Origin of the sequence: Microvirga tunisiensis (assembly GCF_009296175.1) — a bacterium.
GTDB lineage: Bacteria > Pseudomonadota > Alphaproteobacteria > Rhizobiales > Beijerinckiaceae > Microvirga > Microvirga tunisiensis.
Genome location: NZ_VOSK01000115.1, coordinates 1 through 19,902, shown reverse-complemented (window position 1 = coordinate 19,902; position 19,902 = coordinate 1). Strand labels below are relative to the sequence as shown.

23 protein-coding genes are annotated in these 19,902 nt (G+C 58.0%); 9 read left to right on the top strand and 14 right to left on the bottom strand.

The window, feature by feature from the left end; all coding sequences use genetic code 11:
- Positions 1 to 315: 315 nt before the first annotated feature.
- Complete coding sequence (locus tag FS320_RS22980; protein ID WP_162003175.1) at positions 316 to 1,419, top strand: extracellular catalytic domain type 2 short-chain-length polyhydroxyalkanoate depolymerase; 1,104 nt, start codon at positions 316 to 318, stop codon at positions 1,417 to 1,419.
- Positions 1,420 to 1,605: 186 nt separating this feature from the next.
- Here FS320_RS22980 and FS320_RS22975 read toward each other — a convergent pair whose 3' ends face one another.
- A complete protein-coding gene (locus tag FS320_RS22975) occupies positions 1,606 to 4,176 on the bottom strand; it encodes a bifunctional diguanylate cyclase/phosphodiesterase (protein ID WP_152714257.1) in 2,571 nt (856 codons plus the stop codon).
- Between the two features lie 242 nt (positions 4,177 to 4,418).
- On the opposite strand from FS320_RS22975, the gene FS320_RS22970 reads away from it, so the two are divergent.
- Positions 4,419 to 4,766, top strand: a complete 348-nt coding sequence (locus tag FS320_RS22970) for a hypothetical protein (RefSeq protein ID WP_152714256.1) — start codon at positions 4,419 to 4,421, stop codon at positions 4,764 to 4,766.
- A gap of 14 nt (positions 4,767 to 4,780) precedes the next feature.
- On the opposite strand, the gene FS320_RS47080 is transcribed toward FS320_RS22970, so the two are convergent.
- The 4 genes from FS320_RS47080 to FS320_RS22950 form a co-directional block, all read right to left on the bottom strand.
- Positions 4,781 to 5,491, bottom strand: a complete 711-nt coding sequence (locus tag FS320_RS47080) for a LuxR C-terminal-related transcriptional regulator (protein ID WP_202882886.1) — start codon at positions 5,489 to 5,491, stop codon at positions 4,781 to 4,783.
- 171 nt (positions 5,492 to 5,662) lie between these two features.
- On the bottom strand, positions 5,663 to 5,938 hold the full coding sequence (locus FS320_RS22960) for a hypothetical protein (RefSeq protein ID WP_152714255.1): 276 nt from the start codon (positions 5,936 to 5,938) through the stop codon (positions 5,663 to 5,665).
- A gap of 132 nt (positions 5,939 to 6,070) precedes the next feature.
- On the bottom strand, positions 6,071 to 6,469 hold the full coding sequence (locus FS320_RS22955; protein ID WP_162003174.1) for a VOC family protein: 399 nt from the start codon (positions 6,467 to 6,469) through the stop codon (positions 6,071 to 6,073).
- Positions 6,470 to 6,583: 114 nt separating this feature from the next.
- The gene (locus tag FS320_RS22950) at positions 6,584 to 7,057 is read right to left on the bottom strand and encodes a GNAT family N-acetyltransferase (protein WP_152714253.1); all 474 of its coding nucleotides are present in this window, start codon (positions 7,055 to 7,057) and stop codon (positions 6,584 to 6,586) included.
- A gap of 98 nt (positions 7,058 to 7,155) precedes the next feature.
- On the opposite strand from FS320_RS22950, the gene FS320_RS22945 reads away from it, so the two are divergent.
- Both FS320_RS22945 and mtnN read left to right on the top strand, forming a co-directional pair.
- Positions 7,156 to 7,422, top strand: a complete 267-nt coding sequence (locus tag FS320_RS22945; RefSeq protein WP_152714252.1) for a hypothetical protein — start codon at positions 7,156 to 7,158, stop codon at positions 7,420 to 7,422.
- 28 nt (positions 7,423 to 7,450) lie between these two features.
- Positions 7,451 to 8,179 (top strand): 5'-methylthioadenosine/S-adenosylhomocysteine nucleosidase, encoded by a 729-nt coding sequence (mtnN, locus tag FS320_RS22940; protein WP_162003173.1) that lies wholly within the window; start codon positions 7,451 to 7,453, stop codon positions 8,177 to 8,179.
- An 86-nt stretch (positions 8,180 to 8,265) separates the two neighbouring features.
- Here the strand turns inward: mtnN and FS320_RS22935 are convergent, their stop codons facing one another.
- The gene (locus tag FS320_RS22935) at positions 8,266 to 10,035 is read right to left on the bottom strand and encodes an adenylate/guanylate cyclase domain-containing protein (protein ID WP_152714250.1); all 1,770 of its coding nucleotides are present in this window, start codon (positions 10,033 to 10,035) and stop codon (positions 8,266 to 8,268) included.
- Between the two features lie 732 nt (positions 10,036 to 10,767).
- Between FS320_RS22935 and FS320_RS22930 the strand changes: the two genes are divergently transcribed.
- The 4 genes from FS320_RS22930 (at position 10,768) to FS320_RS22915 (ending at position 13,389) form a co-directional block, all read left to right on the top strand.
- The gene (locus FS320_RS22930; protein WP_152714249.1) at positions 10,768 to 11,091 is read left to right on the top strand and encodes a hypothetical protein; all 324 of its coding nucleotides are present in this window, start codon (positions 10,768 to 10,770) and stop codon (positions 11,089 to 11,091) included.
- 178 nt (positions 11,092 to 11,269) lie between these two features.
- Positions 11,270 to 11,665: a response regulator gene (locus FS320_RS22925; protein ID WP_162003172.1), complete on the top strand. Its 396-nt coding sequence runs from the start codon at positions 11,270 to 11,272 to the stop codon at positions 11,663 to 11,665.
- 83 nt (positions 11,666 to 11,748) lie between these two features.
- On the top strand, positions 11,749 to 12,903 hold the full coding sequence (locus FS320_RS22920; RefSeq protein WP_162003171.1) for an HWE histidine kinase domain-containing protein: 1,155 nt from the start codon (positions 11,749 to 11,751) through the stop codon (positions 12,901 to 12,903).
- Between the two features lie 102 nt (positions 12,904 to 13,005).
- On the top strand, positions 13,006 to 13,389 hold the full coding sequence (locus FS320_RS22915; RefSeq protein ID WP_152714247.1) for a hypothetical protein: 384 nt from the start codon (positions 13,006 to 13,008) through the stop codon (positions 13,387 to 13,389).
- A 339-nt stretch (positions 13,390 to 13,728) separates the two neighbouring features.
- Here FS320_RS22915 and FS320_RS49830 read toward each other — a convergent pair whose 3' ends face one another.
- The 4 genes from FS320_RS49830 to FS320_RS22900 form a co-directional block, all read right to left on the bottom strand.
- Positions 13,729 to 13,857, bottom strand: coding sequence for a hypothetical protein (locus tag FS320_RS49830; protein WP_274597204.1), 129 nt, complete (start codon positions 13,855 to 13,857; stop codon positions 13,729 to 13,731).
- A 154-nt stretch (positions 13,858 to 14,011) separates the two neighbouring features.
- Positions 14,012 to 14,278 carry a hypothetical protein gene (locus FS320_RS47210; protein WP_152714246.1) on the bottom strand — a complete coding sequence of 89 codons (267 nt, stop codon included), beginning with the start codon at positions 14,276 to 14,278 and terminating at the stop codon, positions 14,012 to 14,014.
- A gap of 76 nt (positions 14,279 to 14,354) precedes the next feature.
- Positions 14,355 to 14,636 (bottom strand): hypothetical protein, encoded by a 282-nt coding sequence (locus tag FS320_RS22905; protein ID WP_152714245.1) that lies wholly within the window; start codon positions 14,634 to 14,636, stop codon positions 14,355 to 14,357.
- Between the two features lie 286 nt (positions 14,637 to 14,922).
- The gene (locus FS320_RS22900) at positions 14,923 to 15,213 is read right to left on the bottom strand and encodes a hypothetical protein (protein ID WP_152714244.1); all 291 of its coding nucleotides are present in this window, start codon (positions 15,211 to 15,213) and stop codon (positions 14,923 to 14,925) included.
- A 494-nt stretch (positions 15,214 to 15,707) separates the two neighbouring features.
- On the opposite strand from FS320_RS22900, the gene FS320_RS22895 reads away from it, so the two are divergent.
- Positions 15,708 to 16,484 carry a helix-turn-helix domain-containing protein gene (locus FS320_RS22895; protein ID WP_162003170.1) on the top strand — a complete coding sequence of 259 codons (777 nt, stop codon included), beginning with the start codon at positions 15,708 to 15,710 and terminating at the stop codon, positions 16,482 to 16,484.
- A 505-nt stretch (positions 16,485 to 16,989) separates the two neighbouring features.
- Here the strand turns inward: FS320_RS22895 and FS320_RS22885 are convergent.
- The 4 genes from FS320_RS22885 to FS320_RS48190 all read right to left on the bottom strand — a co-directional run bounded on the left by FS320_RS22885 (position 16,990) and on the right by FS320_RS48190 (position 19,592).
- Positions 16,990 to 17,679 carry a site-2 protease family protein gene (locus FS320_RS22885; RefSeq protein WP_152714241.1) on the bottom strand — a complete coding sequence of 230 codons (690 nt, stop codon included), beginning with the start codon at positions 17,677 to 17,679 and terminating at the stop codon, positions 16,990 to 16,992.
- 77 nt (positions 17,680 to 17,756) lie between these two features.
- The gene (locus FS320_RS22880; RefSeq protein ID WP_152714240.1) at positions 17,757 to 18,137 is read right to left on the bottom strand and encodes a rhodanese-like domain-containing protein; all 381 of its coding nucleotides are present in this window, start codon (positions 18,135 to 18,137) and stop codon (positions 17,757 to 17,759) included.
- Between the two features lie 131 nt (positions 18,138 to 18,268).
- Positions 18,269 to 19,018, bottom strand: a complete 750-nt coding sequence (locus tag FS320_RS48195; RefSeq protein WP_244627312.1) for an adenylate/guanylate cyclase domain-containing protein — start codon at positions 19,016 to 19,018, stop codon at positions 18,269 to 18,271.
- A gap of 64 nt (positions 19,019 to 19,082) precedes the next feature.
- On the bottom strand, positions 19,083 to 19,592 hold the full coding sequence (locus FS320_RS48190) for an alpha/beta fold hydrolase (protein ID WP_244627311.1): 510 nt from the start codon (positions 19,590 to 19,592) through the stop codon (positions 19,083 to 19,085).
- Positions 19,593 to 19,902: the final 310 nt, after the last annotated feature.

Here is a 19,902-nt window from a genome sequence, read left to right as displayed (position 1 = left end):
TGGTCATGACGATGTTCCTTGTGAACCCCGAGGCCGGGCGCTGCGCACCCCGACCACTCCGCGCCCGGCCTCGGCTCATGCCTCAGCCTAACGACACCGTCTGTCAGATTAAGTCCAAACTACTTCATTTGAGCAGATACCCGCTGTCTGTGCAAAGTGATCTAAAGGCGTATTCAACAGCCCGTTCTCTTCGCCTGAGATGTGTGTGCCCTTAATTCTCAATAGCTTGGATTTATATCGAACAACCCTCTAATATACAGCGGTAGGAGCATGATTGTAGTCCGCTCAGTCACATGGCTATGGCTTGCTTGTGCATTGCTGCTCTCAATAGAGGGGCACGCCAACTATGACAACCTCCCTGACCCGCCACCGCAGTCCACAAACCAGAAGCTGCCCGCGCTGCCCCATCTGAATCAGGCGGCGGTCACTGTATCTGGCCTATCCTCTGGAGGGTTCTTCGCACATCAGTTCCATGTCGCCTTCTCCAGCCTCGTCAAAGGCGCGGGCATCCTCGCAGCAGGGCCATATGGCTGCGTCGAGGCCATTCCAAACCCGTGGCTGCCCTTCTGGTCCGTCTCTCTGGATCGAGTTTCAGCGGCAGTGGTGGCCTGTACACATTACTATGGCGACCTCTACTACGGCCTTCGGCCCTCGCCACCCAATGCCGAGGACTCTCTCAGACTAATCCAAGCGGCTGCGAACCAGGGTCTGATCGACAACACATCCAATCTCGCGGACAGCCGGGTCTGGCTGTTCCACGGCAAGAGCGATGCCCTTGTCCCACTCCAGGTGATGGAAACCCTTGGACGGCTGTATGATCGTCTGGGAGTTCACGAGCCGAACCTCCAGTTCGACCGAAATCAGACCGGGTCTGCGGCTAATCACGGCATGCCGGTCAGCCGCTTTGCAGGGGACAGCAAATTTCCTATACGCGACTGCGGTCAGCACGAGCCGCCATTTGTGATCCAATGCGACTATGAGGCGGCTTTGATGCTCCTGCGCCACCTCTACCCAGAGGACTTCAAGCCAGCCTCGGATGATCCTCATCGAGACGGAACGCTGGTTGCCTTCGATCAATCGGAGTTCTTCGATTCAACCGATGAGAGCACCAGCCTGCACAGCGTTGGTTACCTCTATGTTCCAGCCTCGTGTGCCGCCGAACAGTGTCGTCTTCATGTCGCCTTTCATGGCTGTAACCAGAACGTAGACAGCGTCTACGACGACTTCATCCGAGATGCGGGCTACAATCGTTGGGCTGCCAGCAACAACATTGTCGTCTTGTATCCGCAGATAAAAGCTTCGGCAGCGAACCCGAACCGCTGCTGGGATTTCTGGGGCTACAGCGGATCAAGCTACTATACGCACAATGGACCGCAGATGCAGGCGGTCAGAGCCATGATAGATCGTCTGATCGACTAATCCCCGTAACGATGAAGTCGCTAATAGCGGCTAAAGCTGCCCGATGCGGAGAGGAGTTACGGAGAGGGTCGCTGCGAGAGAGTTCGCCAATTACCGGACGCTCCCGTCTGAAAGGTGCAGCCCGTCTGCCGACCAAAATCAAGGCCGAGATTTATAAGCAATGACCGCCATGCGAGCAGCCTTTTCCTACCACCTCGAAATCAGGTCCGGTACTTCGGTGGCAGCCACAGGCTGCGCAAAGTGGTAGCCCTGCGCATACTCACAACCCATCTCCCGCAACCGCTGCGCCTGCCCGGTGGTCTCCACGCCTTCAGCCGTGACCTGGAGTTTTAAGCTCCTGCCGAGACCGATTAATGCCGCGACGATAGCCTCATTATCAGGGTCGTGCTCAATGTCCTGTACAAAGCTCTGGTCGATCTTGATGTGATCGACCGGAAAGCGCTTGAGGTGCGTGAGGGACGCATAGCCCGTTCCAAAATCATCAAGCGCAATCTTAACCCCTTGATCGCACAAGGTCTTCAGAACGGATGAGACTGCATCGAGGCGTCCATCCAGCAGAACCTTCTCGGTGATCTCGACTTCGAGATACTGAGACGGAACCTGGGACGCGTCGAGAGCGCGCAGGAAGTCATCCGCGAAACCGGGCTGGGCGAACTCCACATGGGACAGATTGACAGCGACACGCCCAAAACTCAGGCCGCTGCTGAGCCAGTTGCGTATATCTGCCGCGATTGTGCCGATCAGACGCTGGCCCACTAAGGTTGCAAGCTCAACATCATCGAAAGCTGCCCCAAACGTGCTGGGGGTCAGAAGACCTTGGGTCGGATGCAGCCAGCGGGCGAGCGCCTCAAAGCCGACGATGGCACCTGTGGCGAGGCACACCTTCGGCTGGTAGTAGGGGACGATCTGATCCTGCGAGAGTGCCTCTCGCATCTCGCGCCTGAGTGTGATCCGCTGCGCGGTGACGGCTCGCATCTCCGGGGCATACATTGTCACACGATTGCGTCCCGCGGCCTTGGACCGATACAGAGCGATATCTGCATCCTTCAGCAATTTCGCAGGCTCGGCGGCATGGTCGGGATACACTGCCATGCCGATGCTCGCCCTTGTGGCGATGCTCTGGCCTGCATAGGAGAACAACGGTTGGTTGAGGCTCTTGATGATGCTTTCGGCAAACGCCACCCCTTGATCAAGAAGGGATGGATCTCTGAGCAGAACCGCGAACTCATCGCCCCCGAGCCTCGCCGCCGTGTCGCAGGCTGTGACCATCTTGGACAACCGTCGCGCTGTTTCCCTCAGCAGGGCATCGCCTGCATCATGGCCGAAAGAGTCGTTCACGTCCTTGAAGTCATCCAGGTCAATCAGCAGAAGACAGACCGGCGTTCTGTTTTGCTTCGCCTCGACAAGAGCCTTGTCCAAGCGAGTTTGGAACAGGGTGCGATTCGGCAACCCCGTGAGCGGATCATGGTTGGCCAGCCACCAGAGACGCTCCTCAGCCTGCTTTTCTTCATGGATGTCGGTGATTGTACCAACCCATTCTCGGACAGAGTCGTCATCGGCCTTCAACGGCACGCTCCGAGCTACAACCCATCGGTACTCACCGTCTTTGGTCAGAACACGATACTCAACCTCGCCGGATTGGCCCTGCTCTCGCAATTCTTGCCAGACCGCGACGGCCCGTTCCCGGTCATCAGGATGAAGGGCGTTCAGCCAGCCGTGACCTTCATACTCGTGGGGTGCTTGCGTGGAGAACTCCTCCCAGCCCCAGCCTTTGAGGATTGAGCCATCCGGTGCCGCCCGCCAGACCATAGCGGTGCTTGCCTGAATCAAGGCCCGGTAGCGCTCCTCACTCTCTGCCAGCGCGACTTCTGTCTGCTTGGCCTCGTGGATGTCCGTACATGTCCCGAGCCAGCGCTCAATTTCACCCTGCTCGTTTCGGAGGGGGACCGCTCGTACCAAGGCCCAGCGATACTCGCCCGAATGGTGACGCAGACGGTACTCGATCTCATAGGGTTCGCCTGTGGCAAGGGAGTGCCGCGTTTTGGCCCAAGCCTGATCTTTATCGTCGGGATGAACCGAGTTGCTCCATTGACCTCCTAAAGCTGACCCCAGAGGCAGCCCTGAAAACTCGTACCAGCGCTGATTGTGGAAATCATTGTGGCCATCGGGCAGCGCCGACCACACAATGTGGGGCACGGTATCAATGATGCGCTTGAGCCGCGCCTCATTCTCCTCATGGACTTTTCTGGCTCTCCGAACCCTAAGCTGGGTCATCACCGCGCGAGCGAGATCGAGCAGTGCCGTTGACTGCTCGGGCGTCAGCCCCTCCGGGCGAGGCTTGTTATCGAGGACACAGAGCGTTCCGAGCGGCAATCCATCATCGGTGATCAATGGCGCGCCCGCATAGAAGCGCAAGTGTGGCCTGCCTATGACGAGCGGGTTATCCGCAAAGCGTGGGTCCTTCGTCGTATCCGGCACGATGAAGACACCCGATTGCAGAATCGTATGACCACAGATGCCAATGCCGCGTGGGATTTCCCGCTCTCCAACCCCAATCTCGCACTTGAACCAATGCCTGACATCATCCACCAGGGACACCAGCGCCATTGGGGCATTGCAGATGCGGGCGGCTGAGGCGGTGATCTCATCGAAGGCGGCTTCCGGCTCGGTGTCGAGAACGTGGAAACTCCGCAGAGCAGCGAGGCGGTCAGCCTCCGTCCATGACGGGGAGCCGCTCTCAGTTGGAGATACTGACATAAACCGGAAGCCTGAAATTAATCCTGAAGTAAGCGCCAGCGAGAATATGGGCTCCCTGTTATAAAGTAAACTCAGCAGATCCAGGGGAAACTCAGTATCCAACGGCGTGGATGATCTTGGGGTGTGGGCCGATCCTCGTTCAGATTCGGTGGGTGAGATCGTCCCCGCCGTTGTGCCGCATTGCCTATGCGGCTTAGGTTGGCCAGAGATCGTTCTACCGATTTCCAATGAGGATCATCTGAATGAAGCCACGCACCATTGAAGAGTGGGTCACATATTTCCAGACTGCTCCACGTCGTCTCAGGAATGCCTCAGCGCGGTTCAAAGCCGGGGAGCAAGAGATCGACACGAATCCCGCGCAGACGACCCATGCATCTGATGTGCCAGCCAACCCAATTTTCGTCCTTGGAGCGATCACGCTTGGGCTTCCGGCTCTCGTGCTGATCCTGATTGTTGGAGCGAACTCTGGCGTCCGGGAAGGCTCCCTTATGACCATCCTGACGTTCCTCGTCATCTCGGCCTTCGTGGTTGCCGCCATCTTTGAGATTAAGAGGCTCGCCGACCAACCTTCCGACATTGAGCACCACTGAGGTAGGGGGCTAGGTTAAGGCTTGCTGCTTTTCATAGCCAAATGCTCCGTAGCCCAAAGTGCGGCTTGGGTGCGATTGGCAGCGCCGATCTTTCGCAGGATCGCTTTAACATGAACCTTGATTGTTGCCTCTGTAACGTCAAGCCTCTTTGCGATGACCTTGTTAGGCTCACCACGCATCAGCCGTCCCAATATCTCTACCTCTCGGGGTGAGAGTTTGTGCATTCCTGCATCGCTGAGCAATGGCTCTGCAATAGGGCTGTCCTGATCTGGCTTAGCGTCCAAAGTCATCTCGCTCAGCATGGAGCGAACCAGACTCATGGGTAGGATGCTTTCGCCCCTCATGACCAACTCAAGCGACATGATCAGAACTTCGCGGTCACTCGTGGCTAGACAAAAGCCATCGACTCCCGCGTCGATCCCGCTTCGAACGAAGCCGACGTTGTAGTGATTGGCAACCACGACCACGCGTGCCTCGGGCTGCTGAACCTTCAGACGCTTGATGATCTCAATCAACTCCTCTGAAGAGTCGCTGGCATCTACAATGATCAGATCAGGTTGTTTATAGAGGCGGGGTCGCGGAGGTGAGGACTCTTCAAGCCCGGTGTCAGACACCGCAAACCGGGTGTCCGCTAGGAGAGCTTTGAACCCTCTGGAAAGCAATGGGTTCTTGGAGATAAAAACAGTTACAACCTCCTTGCGGTCTTCAGCTTCCTCGCCAGACATTTACTCGCACATCCTTGTACGCAGAACAAAACCTTGTTCTTCAGAACTTCAAGGATGGTTGCGGAACCGCGCAACGCAAGCCGTGCATGGGGATAGTAATCCTAACGGGTATTTCCGGCGTCGAAAGAGCCATGAAGCCTGTCGCCTTGACCCTGCATTATGGTGGTCCTGTCATTCTTTGGCAGGCTGTGCCGAGGTACCAGTTTGGTCAGGCTCCTCAAGCACGCTTGCTTCTGGGGTGAGCACAACGTCTTCCTTCGACGGTCCCTCACCCGGAACCTCAACAGTCTTGCAATCCTTCAGAACTGCATTCTGCATGTCGAGAGCAGACGCCTGTTTCAGGCAGTCGTCATAGCTTGGAAACAGCTTATCCCACGCCTGAGCAACATGTTGTTCGGCAGGGTTTGCGCTGCTGAGGACCAAGATCAGAACGTACTTTACGGCCATGGGTGAGACCCTCCGACCCAATGGAGGTTCAACTCGCCAGTGGCGATGCCGTTCACAAAGCCGAGCCTATAGTATCGACCATTGTGAACAGGATAAACTTCGAAGCCTTGGTCACAGCGGTTCGTTCGATGCTCAGGGTTCCCCGTTGGCATCGTTGATTTCGATCCAGTGCCCGTCAGGGTCTTGGAAGTAGATTTGCCGAACCCCGTCCGCTCGGATGGTGATGTCCTTCGGCTGACCGGCGAGGCTGACATACGTCACCCCGTGCTGCTCCAGGCGAGCCAGCGCTGCCTCGAAATCTCTGGTCGCAAGCGCCACATGGGTAGAGAATGGGCGGGAGCGCTCTAGTTCAGGGTCACCGCCGATCAGGTGGAAGGTCCGGAAGCCGTCGATGGTGAACCACCGGATGTGGCTCTTGCCGACCCTGTTGGGGATTTCCTGAAGGCCAAGGACAGTGGCGTAGAAAGAGGCACTGGCATCCACATCCCGCACATAGAGCGAAACATGATGCAGGGTGAAAAGGTCTGACATTGCCAAGCTTCCCTGCCGATACGCCCCTGGTAGGGCTCTGCTAGAGCATAACCGGCGTTGCAATGCACCGCCACGTCGCTGGCAAGGCATGTCGAGGTGCCCAACCAAGCGCTGCTATAATCGAAGGGTGAGAAAGGCGCTGCCTCGGTCCTGGAAGCCAAGGCATCGATAGAAGATCTCAGCGCGGTTTCCAGCCACGACCTCAAGATGAAGCGCGGTGCAGCCTATCTCTCGTGAAAAGCTGATCAGCGCATCCATCACCGAGTGCCCCACGCCGTGGCCTCGTTCAGAGGGGATGATGTAGAAGTCATCCAAGAATACGTCGCGTCCGCCTAGCTCGACCGAGTAGCCAAAGCACAGCACGGCATAGCCGATCAGGCCGGAAGTCCCCTCGATCTTGAACACGAGGCCGTGGGTCTGGCCCGTTAAAAGGTGCCCGAGGGCACGCTCGCCTTGGACGCTGAGAGGATGACCATCTTCTGCATGGAAAGCACGCGCCAAGCTGAGGATGGCAGCCTCGTCCGCTCGATCAGCGATGGTGAGGCGACAACCGGAGGCGTCCAGTACTGGTGGATGTGACGGGCTCATGACGCCATCATCTCATAATCGGTTTGGCGGTGGGATGTCTAAAAGCGAACGCCTGACCCCTCTCATCCTTCAGGATTGTCTTAACCGGGAGCTAAAAGATGGACGAAGATCTCAAGACTATGAGCCGTGAGCGATTGGAGGAGGAGGTGCGCCGTCTCAGGGCTGGCATCCGCTTGCACCGGGACTCTACTGGTCACGACCTCTGTTGGCATCACCCAGATCTTTGGAGACTGCTCCCCGAGCGGCTGGACCCCACCATAGCCGTGCCGCCTTGGCCCAAGTTCCTGCGCGGCTGCATCCGGTATCGGCAGAGCTTGGACGAGCAGCGGCCTGATGCACCCGCTCACGACACCGAGTTCGAGTAGACATACCTTGTGGTCGATGGAAGCTTCGATGGCGACAGGCATTCTCTGTGCGACTCCCGAGGAGTTCGACGCTCTTCACCATCGGTTTGAGTTTGATTCGGAGCCGACAACCCTTGCCGGTTTCCAGTTCTGGCGAGGGTACGTCCCAGAGCGCACTCGACCCATCGTCTTGGCCCAGTCCGGTATCGGCAAGGTCAATGCCGCCACGCTGGCAACGATCATGTTCACGACCTTTGGGTGCGAAGACCTGATCTTCTCGGGTGTCGCGGGAGCCCTGACCGATCTTGAGGTCGGCTCGGTGGTGCTGGTCACCAGGGGAGCCACCCATGATTATGGGTTGGTGAGCAATGGGGTCTTCACCTGTGTGCCGGTCGGAGACCTTCCGCTGCCGGGAATCGCCCAGCCGTTGCAGGATCTTCCGTGCGTCCCATCCGAAGTTGAGCACACCTTGGAACTTCTCCGGGATCGAATGGCCAACAAGCTTGCAATCCGGCTCGGGGCGGTGCTGTCGGGGGACGTATTCATCAACTGCCAGGAAGCTCGAACCCGCCTTCAAGATATGGGCGGTGACATCGTGGATATGGAGTCCACGGCAGTGCTCGAAGTGGCCAGCCGTTTTGGCAAAGGAGCCTACATCATCCGCACCATCTCGGATGGGGCAGGGGACGACAGCCATCTCTCCTATTCCGAGATGGTGGCCATCGTTGCCCATAACTCAGCAATGTGCGTTGAGGATCTGCTGACAGTAATGCCCTGACGGGAGCATCAGGCACGCCAAGGCAGTCGCGGGAGAAATGGAACAGGAGTTTACGCGAGGGCAGACGGTCGGGAGTCCAACTCGATCTATTCTGGTAGTCCTGCTTTCCGAAGCCCTTCCGCCATACGACCCCTCAGGGGAGACGAGGGAGGAGTCGCGTCAATGGCCTTCGAAACAGTCATATCTGGGTACGCGTCCAAGAAGCGGGCCACCGCTTGCTTAGCCTCTTCTAGGCGGTCAGCTTCGGCGTATGCTGCGGTCAGGAGCCGGTAGCCCCAGGTCGCATCCGGTCTCTCACGAAGACCTTTCTCGATCCATTGCGCCGCCTCATCACATTGGCCTTTCGCGAAATATGCGGCTCCGATCCCGATCAAAGCGCTGAAGCGCATCGGATCGAGCGGACTGAGGCGCATGGCCCGCTGAAAATGCTCAATACCCGTGTCGTGTCTTCGCATGTAGGTATTCGACCAGCCACTGCGCAGCCAAGCCCAGGCCGAGTTGGGGTCCAGCGTCAGCGCCTTCTCGACGGCGGTGAGCCCGAGGTCAAACTGACCAACAAGGTTATACGCGGCACTCAGCACCGTTAATACCAGGGGATCATGGCTGTCGAGGGATGCAGCCTCCTGAGCCAATCGCAACGCACTGGCCCTATCTGCCGCTGGATCAGGACTGCGCATATAGGTCACCTGTTGCGCATAGCACCACGCGGCAAGCGCCTTCGGAAGCGCATAGGAAGGATCGAGCCCTATCGCCTGCTGGGCCAGTCGAAGTCCCTTTTCAGTTCTTTCGTAGTCGTGCGACCAGACAGCAGGAAGTGCCTGCATCACACAGTCATAGGCATCGAGGCTGTCGGGCCGCTTGCGCTTGGCCCACTCAATTTCGGAGAGGGTGATGGTCGGCTCAAGGGCTCCGACAATGGCCTCGGTCACCCGATCCTGAAGATCGAAGAGGTCCGTAACGTCCCCATCGTACCGGTCCGTCCAGATGTGACTGCCCGTGGTGGCGTCGATCAGTTGGGCAATGATGCGAAGCCGGTTTCCCGCCCTCCGAACGCTGCCCTCCAGCACATACCGCACGCCAAGTTCTTGGCTGACTTGGCGCACATCAACCGCTTTGCCCTTGTAGGTGAAGGTCGAACTGTAGGCGATGACAAACAGCGACCGAAAGCGCGACAGAGCCGCAATAATCTCCTCAACGATTCCATCGGCCAAGTAGTCCTGTTCGGGGTCGCCGCTCATATTTCTGAACGGAAGCACCGCAATGGAGGGCTTGTCGGGCAGGGGGAGCGATTTGGCCTGCTCTTTTCCTGCTGGAATGGGCGAGGTCGCCTTCAGCGCGAATGCTCGTACCGGCTCTTCGATGTTCTTCACCTTTTGTGGCCCGAGGTCGGAAAAGGTGAAGGGCACAACCCTGCGCACATACCCGTAGGCAGCGTCGGAGAGGCAGACGCCACCCGGCTCAGCAATGCTTTCCAGTCGTGCGGCAATGTTTACTCCATCGCCCAACAGGTCACCACCCCGGATCATCACATCGCCGACATGAACCCCGATCCGGAACCGGAGGCGGCGCTCCTCGGGCATGTCCTGGTTGTTAGCTGGCGCAAGTATCTGTTGCACGGCCACTGCACATTGGACAGCATCCACCGCACTCGGGAACTCGGCTAGGACACTATCGCCAGCCGTATTGGCGATCCGCCCACCGTGCTCGGTGATCAACCGGTCCATGATCTCGCGATGCGTGGTCAGGGTGCGGAGTGTCCCAACCTCGTCCTGCTCCATCAGGCGCGAGAAGCCCGCCACGTCAGCCGCGAAAATGGCTGCCAGTCGTCGCTCGACCTTCTGCTCCTGCGGACCCATTTAGACCCTCGGTGCCGTTCCAGATCGGATTCTGATGTGGGCTGAGTAACATGTCCAGCCGACGACTAATCAGATCTGAAAGCCAAGGTTCGTCGGGAGGATGAGGATATAGCAGTCGAGGATGGTTCAACGGAGAACTCGGGGTGGCATGGGATCAATCCTTTAAGTTTCGCTCGAGAAGCTCTTGCGTTAGGCGCAGTGAGCACCCCTAATCTCATGACCGGACCTGGAGGCTATTTCGAAAGGCTTGTCATCGTCTCCCAGAGCCCATGCTCGATAGCCCACCAGCATAAGCCGATGAAGACCAAGAAGGCCGTCCAATTCAGGATACGGTCGAGAACACTGTTTGCTGGATCGATCTCGGCACCACTCGATTTCGGGGGCAGGTCTACTGGCATGGCGTGTCACCCTTCCAAGTATAGGCCCTAAACGTCGGATATTACGTGATGCAACAAGAGTAGCAGCCGAAGGCTCTACCGGCTTTGATCGAGTGTCAAGCGGCAGCGGTGCTCTGATCGGGTTACCGGTTCAGGCAGTGAGCAACGATGGTCTGAAGAGGAGTAGCGCAGTGTTAACTGTTTGGCAGGGGTTTCGGCTCAACTTTCGACCTGAACTTGGTCTTGTCCTGCTCGTGGGCTCAACTGCTCCGAGCCACCACAAGTAGAATGTCCAGATGAACTGTTTGGTCTAACGACCGGTCATGATTGAGGCGACCCAAACAGGAGATGCGCCATGGCCAAAGGAAGAGTTCCGAAGAGCATCACCGTCAGAATACCCAAAGCGCTGCGCAAATCACCATTGGTGAAGTCACTGCTGGCCAACAAGGCGGATTATGGTCTATTGGCGTCAGCCTTCGTAGCCGCAGGCAGTGCCGCCGCGCTTGCCTTGACACGCCCGAGTGCAGGCGAACGACAAGCCTCCGAGCCAGTCCGAGCAGATTGGTGCGGTCGCGACATAGTGGTACGGGTCGGAACGAATGGCTCTGGAACCCATAATCCTGCGGAGAAAGGCAACCCAAAAGACAGCGATGCCTTCTACTCCGCTGATGGCGAGTAGCCCACCGCTTCGTGAACACGGATGGTTATTGGAGTGCGGTCGGGCTGGATCTGGTCCCTTCCGTTTTCCGCCCTGATTACCGCGAGCTTTTGCATCGATGGTGGAAGGTCCGGAGGAGGGCGGCTCACTTAACACAAGTTATCGTCAAGCTCGCATGTTCAGGATAGATTCAAGCTGGATGGGTGAAGACGACTGGATGACCAAGCAGGCCAACGGCAGACCGCTTGTCCTCGTCTTGGAGGACGAGGCCCTGATTGCGCTTAATCTCCAGGATGATTGGCAGGATGCGGGCTATGAAGTGGCTGGCCCCTTCACCACCTGTGCCGCTGCCCTGGAATGGCTTCGGAGCGACACGCCCGACACAGCTATTCTGGACGTGGCGCTGAAGGATGGACCCTGCCGCGAGGTTGCTCTGGAGCTTAGCCGCTGCGAAGTGCCGTTCCTGATCTATTCAGGCCATCATGAGGACCGCCAGCTTTTGTCAGAGTTTCATCATGTGACTTGGATCGAGAAGCCGGTCCCATCTGCCATCCTGGTCCAAGCCTTCGAGCAGCTTCTGGTCGGCTACGTCTAAATTGCTTGGGGACATCAGCTACTTTACTTGAACCTCCCCGAACCAAGCACGTTCTCACGAGTGGTCCCAGCGGTAACTGGCTCGTGTTGAACGATCAACGGCATCCCACCTGGACAGAGCGCGACCGGCTCGCAACCTTGCATAGCTACCGGGTTCTCGACACGCCGCCGGAGCCCGCACTCAACGATCTGGTACAGCTTGCCGCTCACTGCTGTCTGGCTCCCATTGCTCTCATCAGCCTCATCGACGAGCGCAGACAGTGGTTCATGGCCGAGGTGGGGCTTGGGATGCGCGAGACGCCGCTCGACCGCTCAATCTGCCTCAGCGCCATGCTCCAGCCGGGGCTGACCGTCGTTCCGGATCTGATCGAGGACCCTCAGTTTGCCAGCAATCCTCTTGTGACAGGGGAGCCGCGCCTGCGCTTCTATGCCGGGGCGGTGCTGAGAGCCCCCGATGGGGTTCCGTTGGGAGCCCTGTGTGTGCTCGATCATGTGCCCCGTGACCTCACAGAGGAGCAGGCTGCCACCCTCACCCTGCTCGCGCGACAGGTGATGTCGCAATTGGAGTTGCGCCGTGCACTAGCCGAGCGGGATGAGCGATTGGAGGCCAGCCACCGCGTCGAGCAACGGCAGTCTTTGCTGGTCCGCGAGCTTCACCATCGGGTCAAGAACACCCTGGCGACGGTTCAGGCCCTCGTTGGAGCCACAGGCCGGTCCACTGGCAGCTTTGACGAGTTCTATCGCTCGTTCTCGAACCGCATCTCCTCCCTGGCAAAGACCCACAACCTGTTGACCGAGGACTACTGGCAAACCGCGCCGCTGCGGGAGATCGTCCTCAACGAACTCAAGCCGTTTGCCGAGAGCCGAGTGCCCCGCTTCATGCTGTTTGGTCCGCCTGCTGAGCTATCGGCGGATCTGGCAGTGCCGGTCGGCATGGCGCTTCACGAACTGACCACGAACGCCGTTCAGTACGGGGCTCTGTCTGCTTCTGGCGGCTATGTCGAAATCCGGTGGGATGTCGTTGAGATCGAGGGCGTTCGAACGCTCCATCTGGAATGGCGAGAGCACGGCGGGCCTCCCGTGAGCGAGCCGCAGCATTGTGGGTTTGGCTCGACTCTGCTTCAGCGGGTTCTGCCGATGCAGTGTAACGGGAAGGTGGAGGTCCGGTACGACCGGGCGGGTCTGCGGTTTCAGATGGATGCCCCTCTGATCGAGCACCGGTTAGTCCCAGGCTATTAGTTAGTCCGCCCACCTTGATCATGCCGCGCCGATGTTCACTTGTCGTTTGCCACCCTGAATGAGCGTCAGCGTCTTCAGCATCGGCGGGAGATCCGGAGGAGGATGGCTGATAGTCTGAAGACTATGAGACAGCACCCGGCATTCGGTCATGCTATTGTCTCGACAGGCAGCGGAACCCATCAGCGGCTGCGCGACACCCGAGAGATTTTCATGAAAGAACTTGACGTAATTGAGCTACCAGACGGGCGTCGCGGTATGGTCGTCTACGTCTCTGCGGATGCTCAAAGGATCATCGTCGAGGTCGAGTCTGATCTGATCGACTACGTGATCGAAGAAAACCGTTTGAAGGAGATCTCACGCATGACCGTAGGTCCGGAGGATCTCGTGAGCCGTTTGATCAAAGGCAAGCAAGCGGCGGATCGAGGAGAGACCATCGACGTGACGGGCTGGACGAGGGAGCAGATCACCAAACGGTTTTTTACGTGACCACGGGTATGTCGAGGCGCTCGTTAGGATCGCTGCCACGGCGGGTGTCGAGGCCGCTCCTGAATATCTGGACGGCACCCCAGACGAAGACCACGAGGCTCACCGCCTGCGCTGAGAACGCTGGACGATGACGGTGAGAGGGACAAGGAATGATCGGTCCCTCAAATGACCATTGTGAAAAGACGCGCCACCATAGGACTCTTTGGAAGAGTGAGGTGGCATTGCAGTGCACCGCCACCTTCTCGGAGCGAAACCGAGGGCTGGCCTCTACCGGATACCTTCTGATCGCCGAGAGATGACCGGCAAAATAATTTTACGTCAGCCTTCCGAGTACGCTCATCACCGATGGGCGGTGAGCTTGCGGAGCGTCCCAACCTGGTCCTGCTCCATCAGCCGCGAATAGCCCGCCAGGTCCGTGGCGAAAACGGCTGCCAGCCGCCGCTCGACCTTATGCTCCTGCCGATTCATGGGAGCCTCGGTGACGTTCCAGATCGGATTCTGTTTGTGCCTGGGTAAGGTATCCAGCCTGGATCTGGCCCAGCTACGTTAAAAAGAGATCAACAAGTTCAATCCGCAACTGCTGACAGACACCGGCAAGGTCACACAACGAGACATACGGTTCTCACTGCTCGGCTGTGGGGGACTGCCGGTGCAGCCGAAGCTTGTTCAGACGATCCACATACGGCTGACGATCCAACTGGTGCTCGTAATTTCGGCTAGACACTAAGTAAATTTTCAACTCCTTGTTAGATATGGTTTGCTCTATTCTGCCTAAATTGCTTTCGTGCTTGGAATCGATCTCGCTAATCGCACGCAATAATTCATCTATCTCGGACTGTACTCCTGGTGAAGCTACACCAATGTGGCTTTCGAAGTATGTTGGCATCATTTCCTCTCCTTAAGTAAACTGAAGCATCGCTGCTTTCTGATGTGTCATGAGCCGTATTGTGGCTTCGCGCCCTCGGTCAGGCGGCTTCGGCCTGCATCCGCTTCTGCACACCCTCAAGCTGCCGAAGACAGCGAGCCCGCCGCTCCTGATGGTGCTGGTTCAGGTTTCTGATCGTCGTCTGCTTCAGCCATTCATCCGCCGCGCTATTCCGGACAATCTCCATGTCGCACTCGTGCTCAAAGTCGATGTCGGCCAGAGCCGTCAGGAGGAATTGGAGCAAAGGCTGAAGCTCGGGCTGATACAGCCGTGTAGTGCCCGGTGCGACATGCGCGGATTGACGTTTCATGGTGGCGAGCATGTGTTTCCTCGATTTACTTTTAGTGGTTGGCGTAGTCTGTTGCTGGCGCGGATGGATCGGCGTTCAGCGTCGCCCAAACCCACTGGTGGGGAGTACACCGCGCATCTCCTGTCGATGATCAGGACTGGGCTGATTGCTGCGAGAGGGCCACACCACAACCGTGGCATTTGCCTTTCTGATAAAAAGAAACGCCCGTCTGGGCGCTGCAAGGTCCGGTCTCCGTAGGGGCAAAAGGAGGCCGAGAAGGTAAAATCTCGTCGTGAAAAGGGCAGTTGTGGCGGTCGCCTCAAGCTGTAACAGCGAGGCGGGGCTGGTGCTTCCGTAGTTCGCTCAGAAGCTCCACATACGGCTCGCGCCTCTCGTGGTGCCTCGCGAGGAGCTTGCCTCGAATGTAGTTCTTTAGCTCTTCGTCCGTGCGGCTCGTCTCAAGTCGTTCGAGTTCAGCATCCTGCTGAACGTCGATGGTCCTCAAGGTATGCAGAACCTTCCGCATCATCAAATCGATGGCAGAGGAGTCGGTCCAGTATTGCCTCTGGGTAGCGCTGTTGGCGTCTGAGTTATTATTCTTGTTGAGCATAATTCCTCCGACAAACTTCGGGCGGCATCCTTCTCGCGGATTGTATGGAGAAGGTCATGTCGTAGGAATACGAGGGAGGGTTACGTACCCCATTGGAGTAGTGCGGCCACGGTTGCCAAACTTCGCAGAATTGGTGGATTGGCGCGAAGCAGTGGCGTGTTCTCCCATAAATGACAAACCTATTTCTGCCAAGTTTTAGTCGGGAAGCTGCCGCGTTTTGACTAATCGTCTAGCGGCGCACCCACTGCCCTAATCTAAAACGTCCATAAGCTTAGCTGCAATGCACTTTCTGGGTTGCGGCTGGCGCGGGTTTATTGTTTTAGTCCCGCCACATTGTCTAGCTGATAAGCCTGTCGGCCTTGGGCATGCCGTCCAAGTGGGCATCCCCCGGCCAGCCGTTCCGAGCCAGTAGCTCTCCTCATGCCCTGCTTCTTGGCCGTTCCTCTCGCGCACGGTTCTAGAAACGGAGCCGCCACCCGTTTGTGTCATCCAAAGTGTCTCAATTGCAAACCGCTAAAGATCATCGGGCCAACCGCCTCTTGCGGGCTCTCGACCCAGCCAGTCTGGCCTATCTTGAGCCGCATCTGGAGGTCGTCACGCTCCAGCGCGGAGACATCCTGTGCGAGACGGACGAAAACATCCGGTACACCTACTTTCCCCATGACGCAGTTGTGGCGCTTGTGGCGGTCATGGAAAATGGGGCCAGTGCCGAGATGGTGATCGTCGGTCGAGAGGGTCTGGTTGGGCTGGTGACGGCAGCAATCACCCCCAGATCGTTCGGGCGCTATGTGGTCCAAATCCCCGGCACAGCCTCACGGATCAGCCTTGAGCAGATGCAGAAGGCAATCTCAACGCACCCGAACATCCGAGGGCTGGTCCAGCGCTTCGCAGAGGCGATCACGTCACGCATTCTTCAGAATGTGGCGTGCAACGCGCTCCATTCGGTCGAGGCCAGGGCATGTCGCTGGATTCTCAGCACTCACGACCGGGTTGATCAGGATACCTTGCCGCTCAGCCATGAGTTACTGGCCGACATGCTTGGTGTCCAGCGATCTACCGTGAGTACGATTACGCGGACGCTTCAGACGGCAGAGCTGATCGAGCAGGGGCGGGGATGCATCACGGTGAAGGATCGGGCTGGCTTGGAAAAGGCATCCTGCGAGTGCTACGGCAGGGTTCGCCAGACCGTTGAGCGGCTTCTGCCTCTGACCTATGCACACAACGATCTAGGGGGTGAGGGGCAGCCCAAGGTGGCATCCAGGCGAGGATAGATGCCGAATGTGCGGCTCGTTTGCTGATTATCGTTCCCACAACGGCTGCTTGATGCCCGCGTCGACTCGCGAGAAGGCATCCTCCCGTTCCGAAAGATCACCGCTGCCCGCCCTGAATCACCGTCAGCCTCCGCATCATCGGCGGGAGATCCGGAGGAGGGCGGCTGGTCGCCTCAAGGTCCGTAAACCGGGCCTTGCACCTGGGATCAGATTGGCCTGGAGGTCGCTCCCATGGGAGGGTCTTGCGAGGACAATCCAAGGCGATCCTGTCGAGCAGATCGCATAACTGGATGTCAGGCCCGTACTCTGCCGCAAGCCGCGCCAGCCGATACTGTCCCTTGCGGTGAGGGCAGACGGGGCAATCAACCCGGACGATCACCCACGGAAAATCGCTGAGCCGCTTGACCATGGCTGCACCATATCGTCATGCGAACGAAATGAGAACGATGGGGGAAGAGTTCCAACCGCTTCCAGAGGCTGAAGAGCGGCTCCTATGCTTTGGCCGCTACTGCGACGCTCCAGCAATAGCTCGAAAAATTGGCATCAACCATGCGAGCGGAATAGCGACAGCCCACCGGAAGAGGTTCAAGTCGGTCCCCGTTTGCCGACCAAGTATGGGCAGAAGGAAAATGATTCCGAGAAGGATGAGGAAACCGAAACGCTCCAGCTTTGCATATTGCCGCGCCAGAGCTTTGGGCAGGAGGCTCATCAGAACGCGACTCCCGTCCAGCGGTGGAATGGGAAACATGTTGAAGATTGCCAGGATCAGGTTCAACAGAATCGACTGATAGAGCGTCTGCACGAACCAAGGGGCTATCTCCTCCGGAAGCAGCCTCATCATCCGAAGGAGTGCCGCTGACACTAGGGCGAGCCCGATGTTCGTCAGTGGTCCTGCCATGGCCACAAGCGCCATGTCACGACGCGGCTTGCCTAAGCGCTGGAATGCCACCGGGACGGGCTTCGCCCATCCGAAGAGAAAAGGGGCTTTGGTTAGGAAGAGCAGGGCAGGAAGCAGGACTGTCCCAAACGGATCAACATGCTTGAACGGGTTGAAGGTGACACGACCCATGCGGTGGGCCGTGTCGTCCCCCAGCTTCCAGGCGGCAAAGGCATGTGCCGCTTCGTGGAAGGTGATTGCGATGAGGATCGGCACAATCCAGGTTGAAGCCGTATAGATGGTGCTGGGCAAGTCCAAGCAGCAATCCTCATCGTTGCGCCGTGTTGATGATCATGCGGCGCGAGTAAGTTCCACATTCGGTGAAAGGGGTAAATTCAGGCTGGTTCTGTATCGATGCCTGCCTCAGTGAGATCCTTGAACCCGCCAATGTTGAACACTGATGTGTAGCCCATGTCCTGAAGGGTCTTGCCTGCCAGGGCGGAACGGCCACCAGATGCACAATGCAGAAGGATGGTCTTGTCCTTCTGGAAGACTGGGTTGTGATACTGGCTCTCGGGATCAGCCCGAAACTCCAGCATCCCACGGGAGACATTGACTGCGCCTTTGATCCTCCCCGATTGCTGAACCTCTGTCGGATCGCGGACATCGACGACCAGCACATCACCGGCCCGCATCTTCTCAGCGGCCTCGGTGGGCGATAGCTTGGGGACAGTCGAGTTGGCCTCTGCCAGCAAGTCCTTGACGTTCTTAGCCATCGTTCCCTCCGACTGGGTCGCCGCTACGGGGCGGCAACGAGAGGCTCAGACTATCATAAGATCCTGTCAAGAAGACCAAGGAAGGCGGCATGTTAGACGCGAACAGACATGGGATCGTCTGACGAGCAGGCTCAGGTTCCCCGCTCGTTCATGGCGGTGAACAGAGGCATGGGCTCACCTAAACCCTTGAGGGTGTGAGTGCCTTGCTCCTCGAATACGAGATGCGATCCAGCCACCAAATCGCGAACGGTCCGTGACACCAGCACCTGACCACCCTCGGCCAGGGCAGCAATGCGGGCGGCGATATGTACCGCGATGCCACCGATGTCCTCTCCCTTTCGCTCTATCTCGCCCGTGTGGATGCCGCAGCGGACATCGAGCTTCAGCCCACGCAGAGCTTCAATGATCGCACTGGCGCATCGAACGGCTCGGGCTGGACCATCGAAGGTGACCAGAAACCCGTCCCCAAGCGTCTTGATCTCGCGTCCGCGAAAGTGGTCGATCTCCCGGCGAATGATCCGATCATGCTCATCAAGGACGGTACGCCAGCGCCGGTAACCCATCTCCTCGGCACGCCTCGTGGAGTCTACAAGATCGGTAAACAGCACCGTGGCGAGCACGCGGTCAGGCTCGACCTCCCTGTGAGTGCCGGTGAGAAATTCTTCGATCTCATCTGCCAATGGGTCCACGTCACCCGCCCATATGATGTGGTCGCGTCCTGGCAATTCAACGTACTTGGCCCCTGCAATATTGGCGGCAAGATATTGCCCGCTTTCAACGCTGACCCGCGTATCCCCTGAACAATGGAGGATCAGGGTTGGAACGCGGATTGCGGGCAGAACATGCCGAACGTCGATCTGGCTGTTCATCCGCATAAGCATGATGGCAGCCGAGGGGCTGGCACTCTGCCGCTCGAAGCGCCCCCACCATTGCCTGAAGCGTTCGTCAGTGGCTTTGCTGGGAGCGAAGGCGCTCAGACTGGCATTCTTGGCCCCACGACTGCTCGATCTTGTCCAGGAATGGCTCAAAGCGATCAGGAGGCAGCACCCAGGTGTGAAAGTGGGCGTAGGTCCCATACAGGATCAGCGACTGCGTTCCTTCCGGGTAGGTCGCGGCAAAGAGCATGCTCATCGCGCCTCCCTCTGAGATGCCGAACAGAGTAGCTCTCCTGCTATCCACCGCATCCATGACGGCTCGAACATCGTCCATCCGCTCCTCAAGGGTGGGAAGGTTCCCAATCCGGTCCGACAGCCCGGTTCCTCGTTTGTCGAAGAGGATCAAACGGCTGAACGAGCCGAGGCGATGAAGGAGCCGAGCTAAGGTCGGCTCTTCCCAGTAGAGATCGAGATTGGAAATGAACCCCGGAACCCAGATAAGATCGAGTGGTCCGTTGCCGACCACCTGATAGGCGATCCGGAGATCCCCACTCCTGGCGTAATGTGTCTCCACCAGCATGGCTCGGCTCCCAGACTAAAACGCCTGAAGAGGATAACAGATGGCAGATCAGAGGTGAGTAAATTGGTTTGATCGCATGGGTCGGACGCCGTTCACAGTGAGCCCAACCAAACATGCAGGCAGTCTCATCCTAAAGATAGGATTGCTCACCAGCCCTCGATGCCGCTACAAGGACGCACCTAAATCGGGATAGGGGGGAGCCTCGCGGTTCCACCCCTCCCACACCACCGTACATACGGGTCCGTATACGGCGGTTCGTCGGATTACTCGACTGGCTGGACGTGGACAGAGGCGAGGCCGAGGCCTCTGA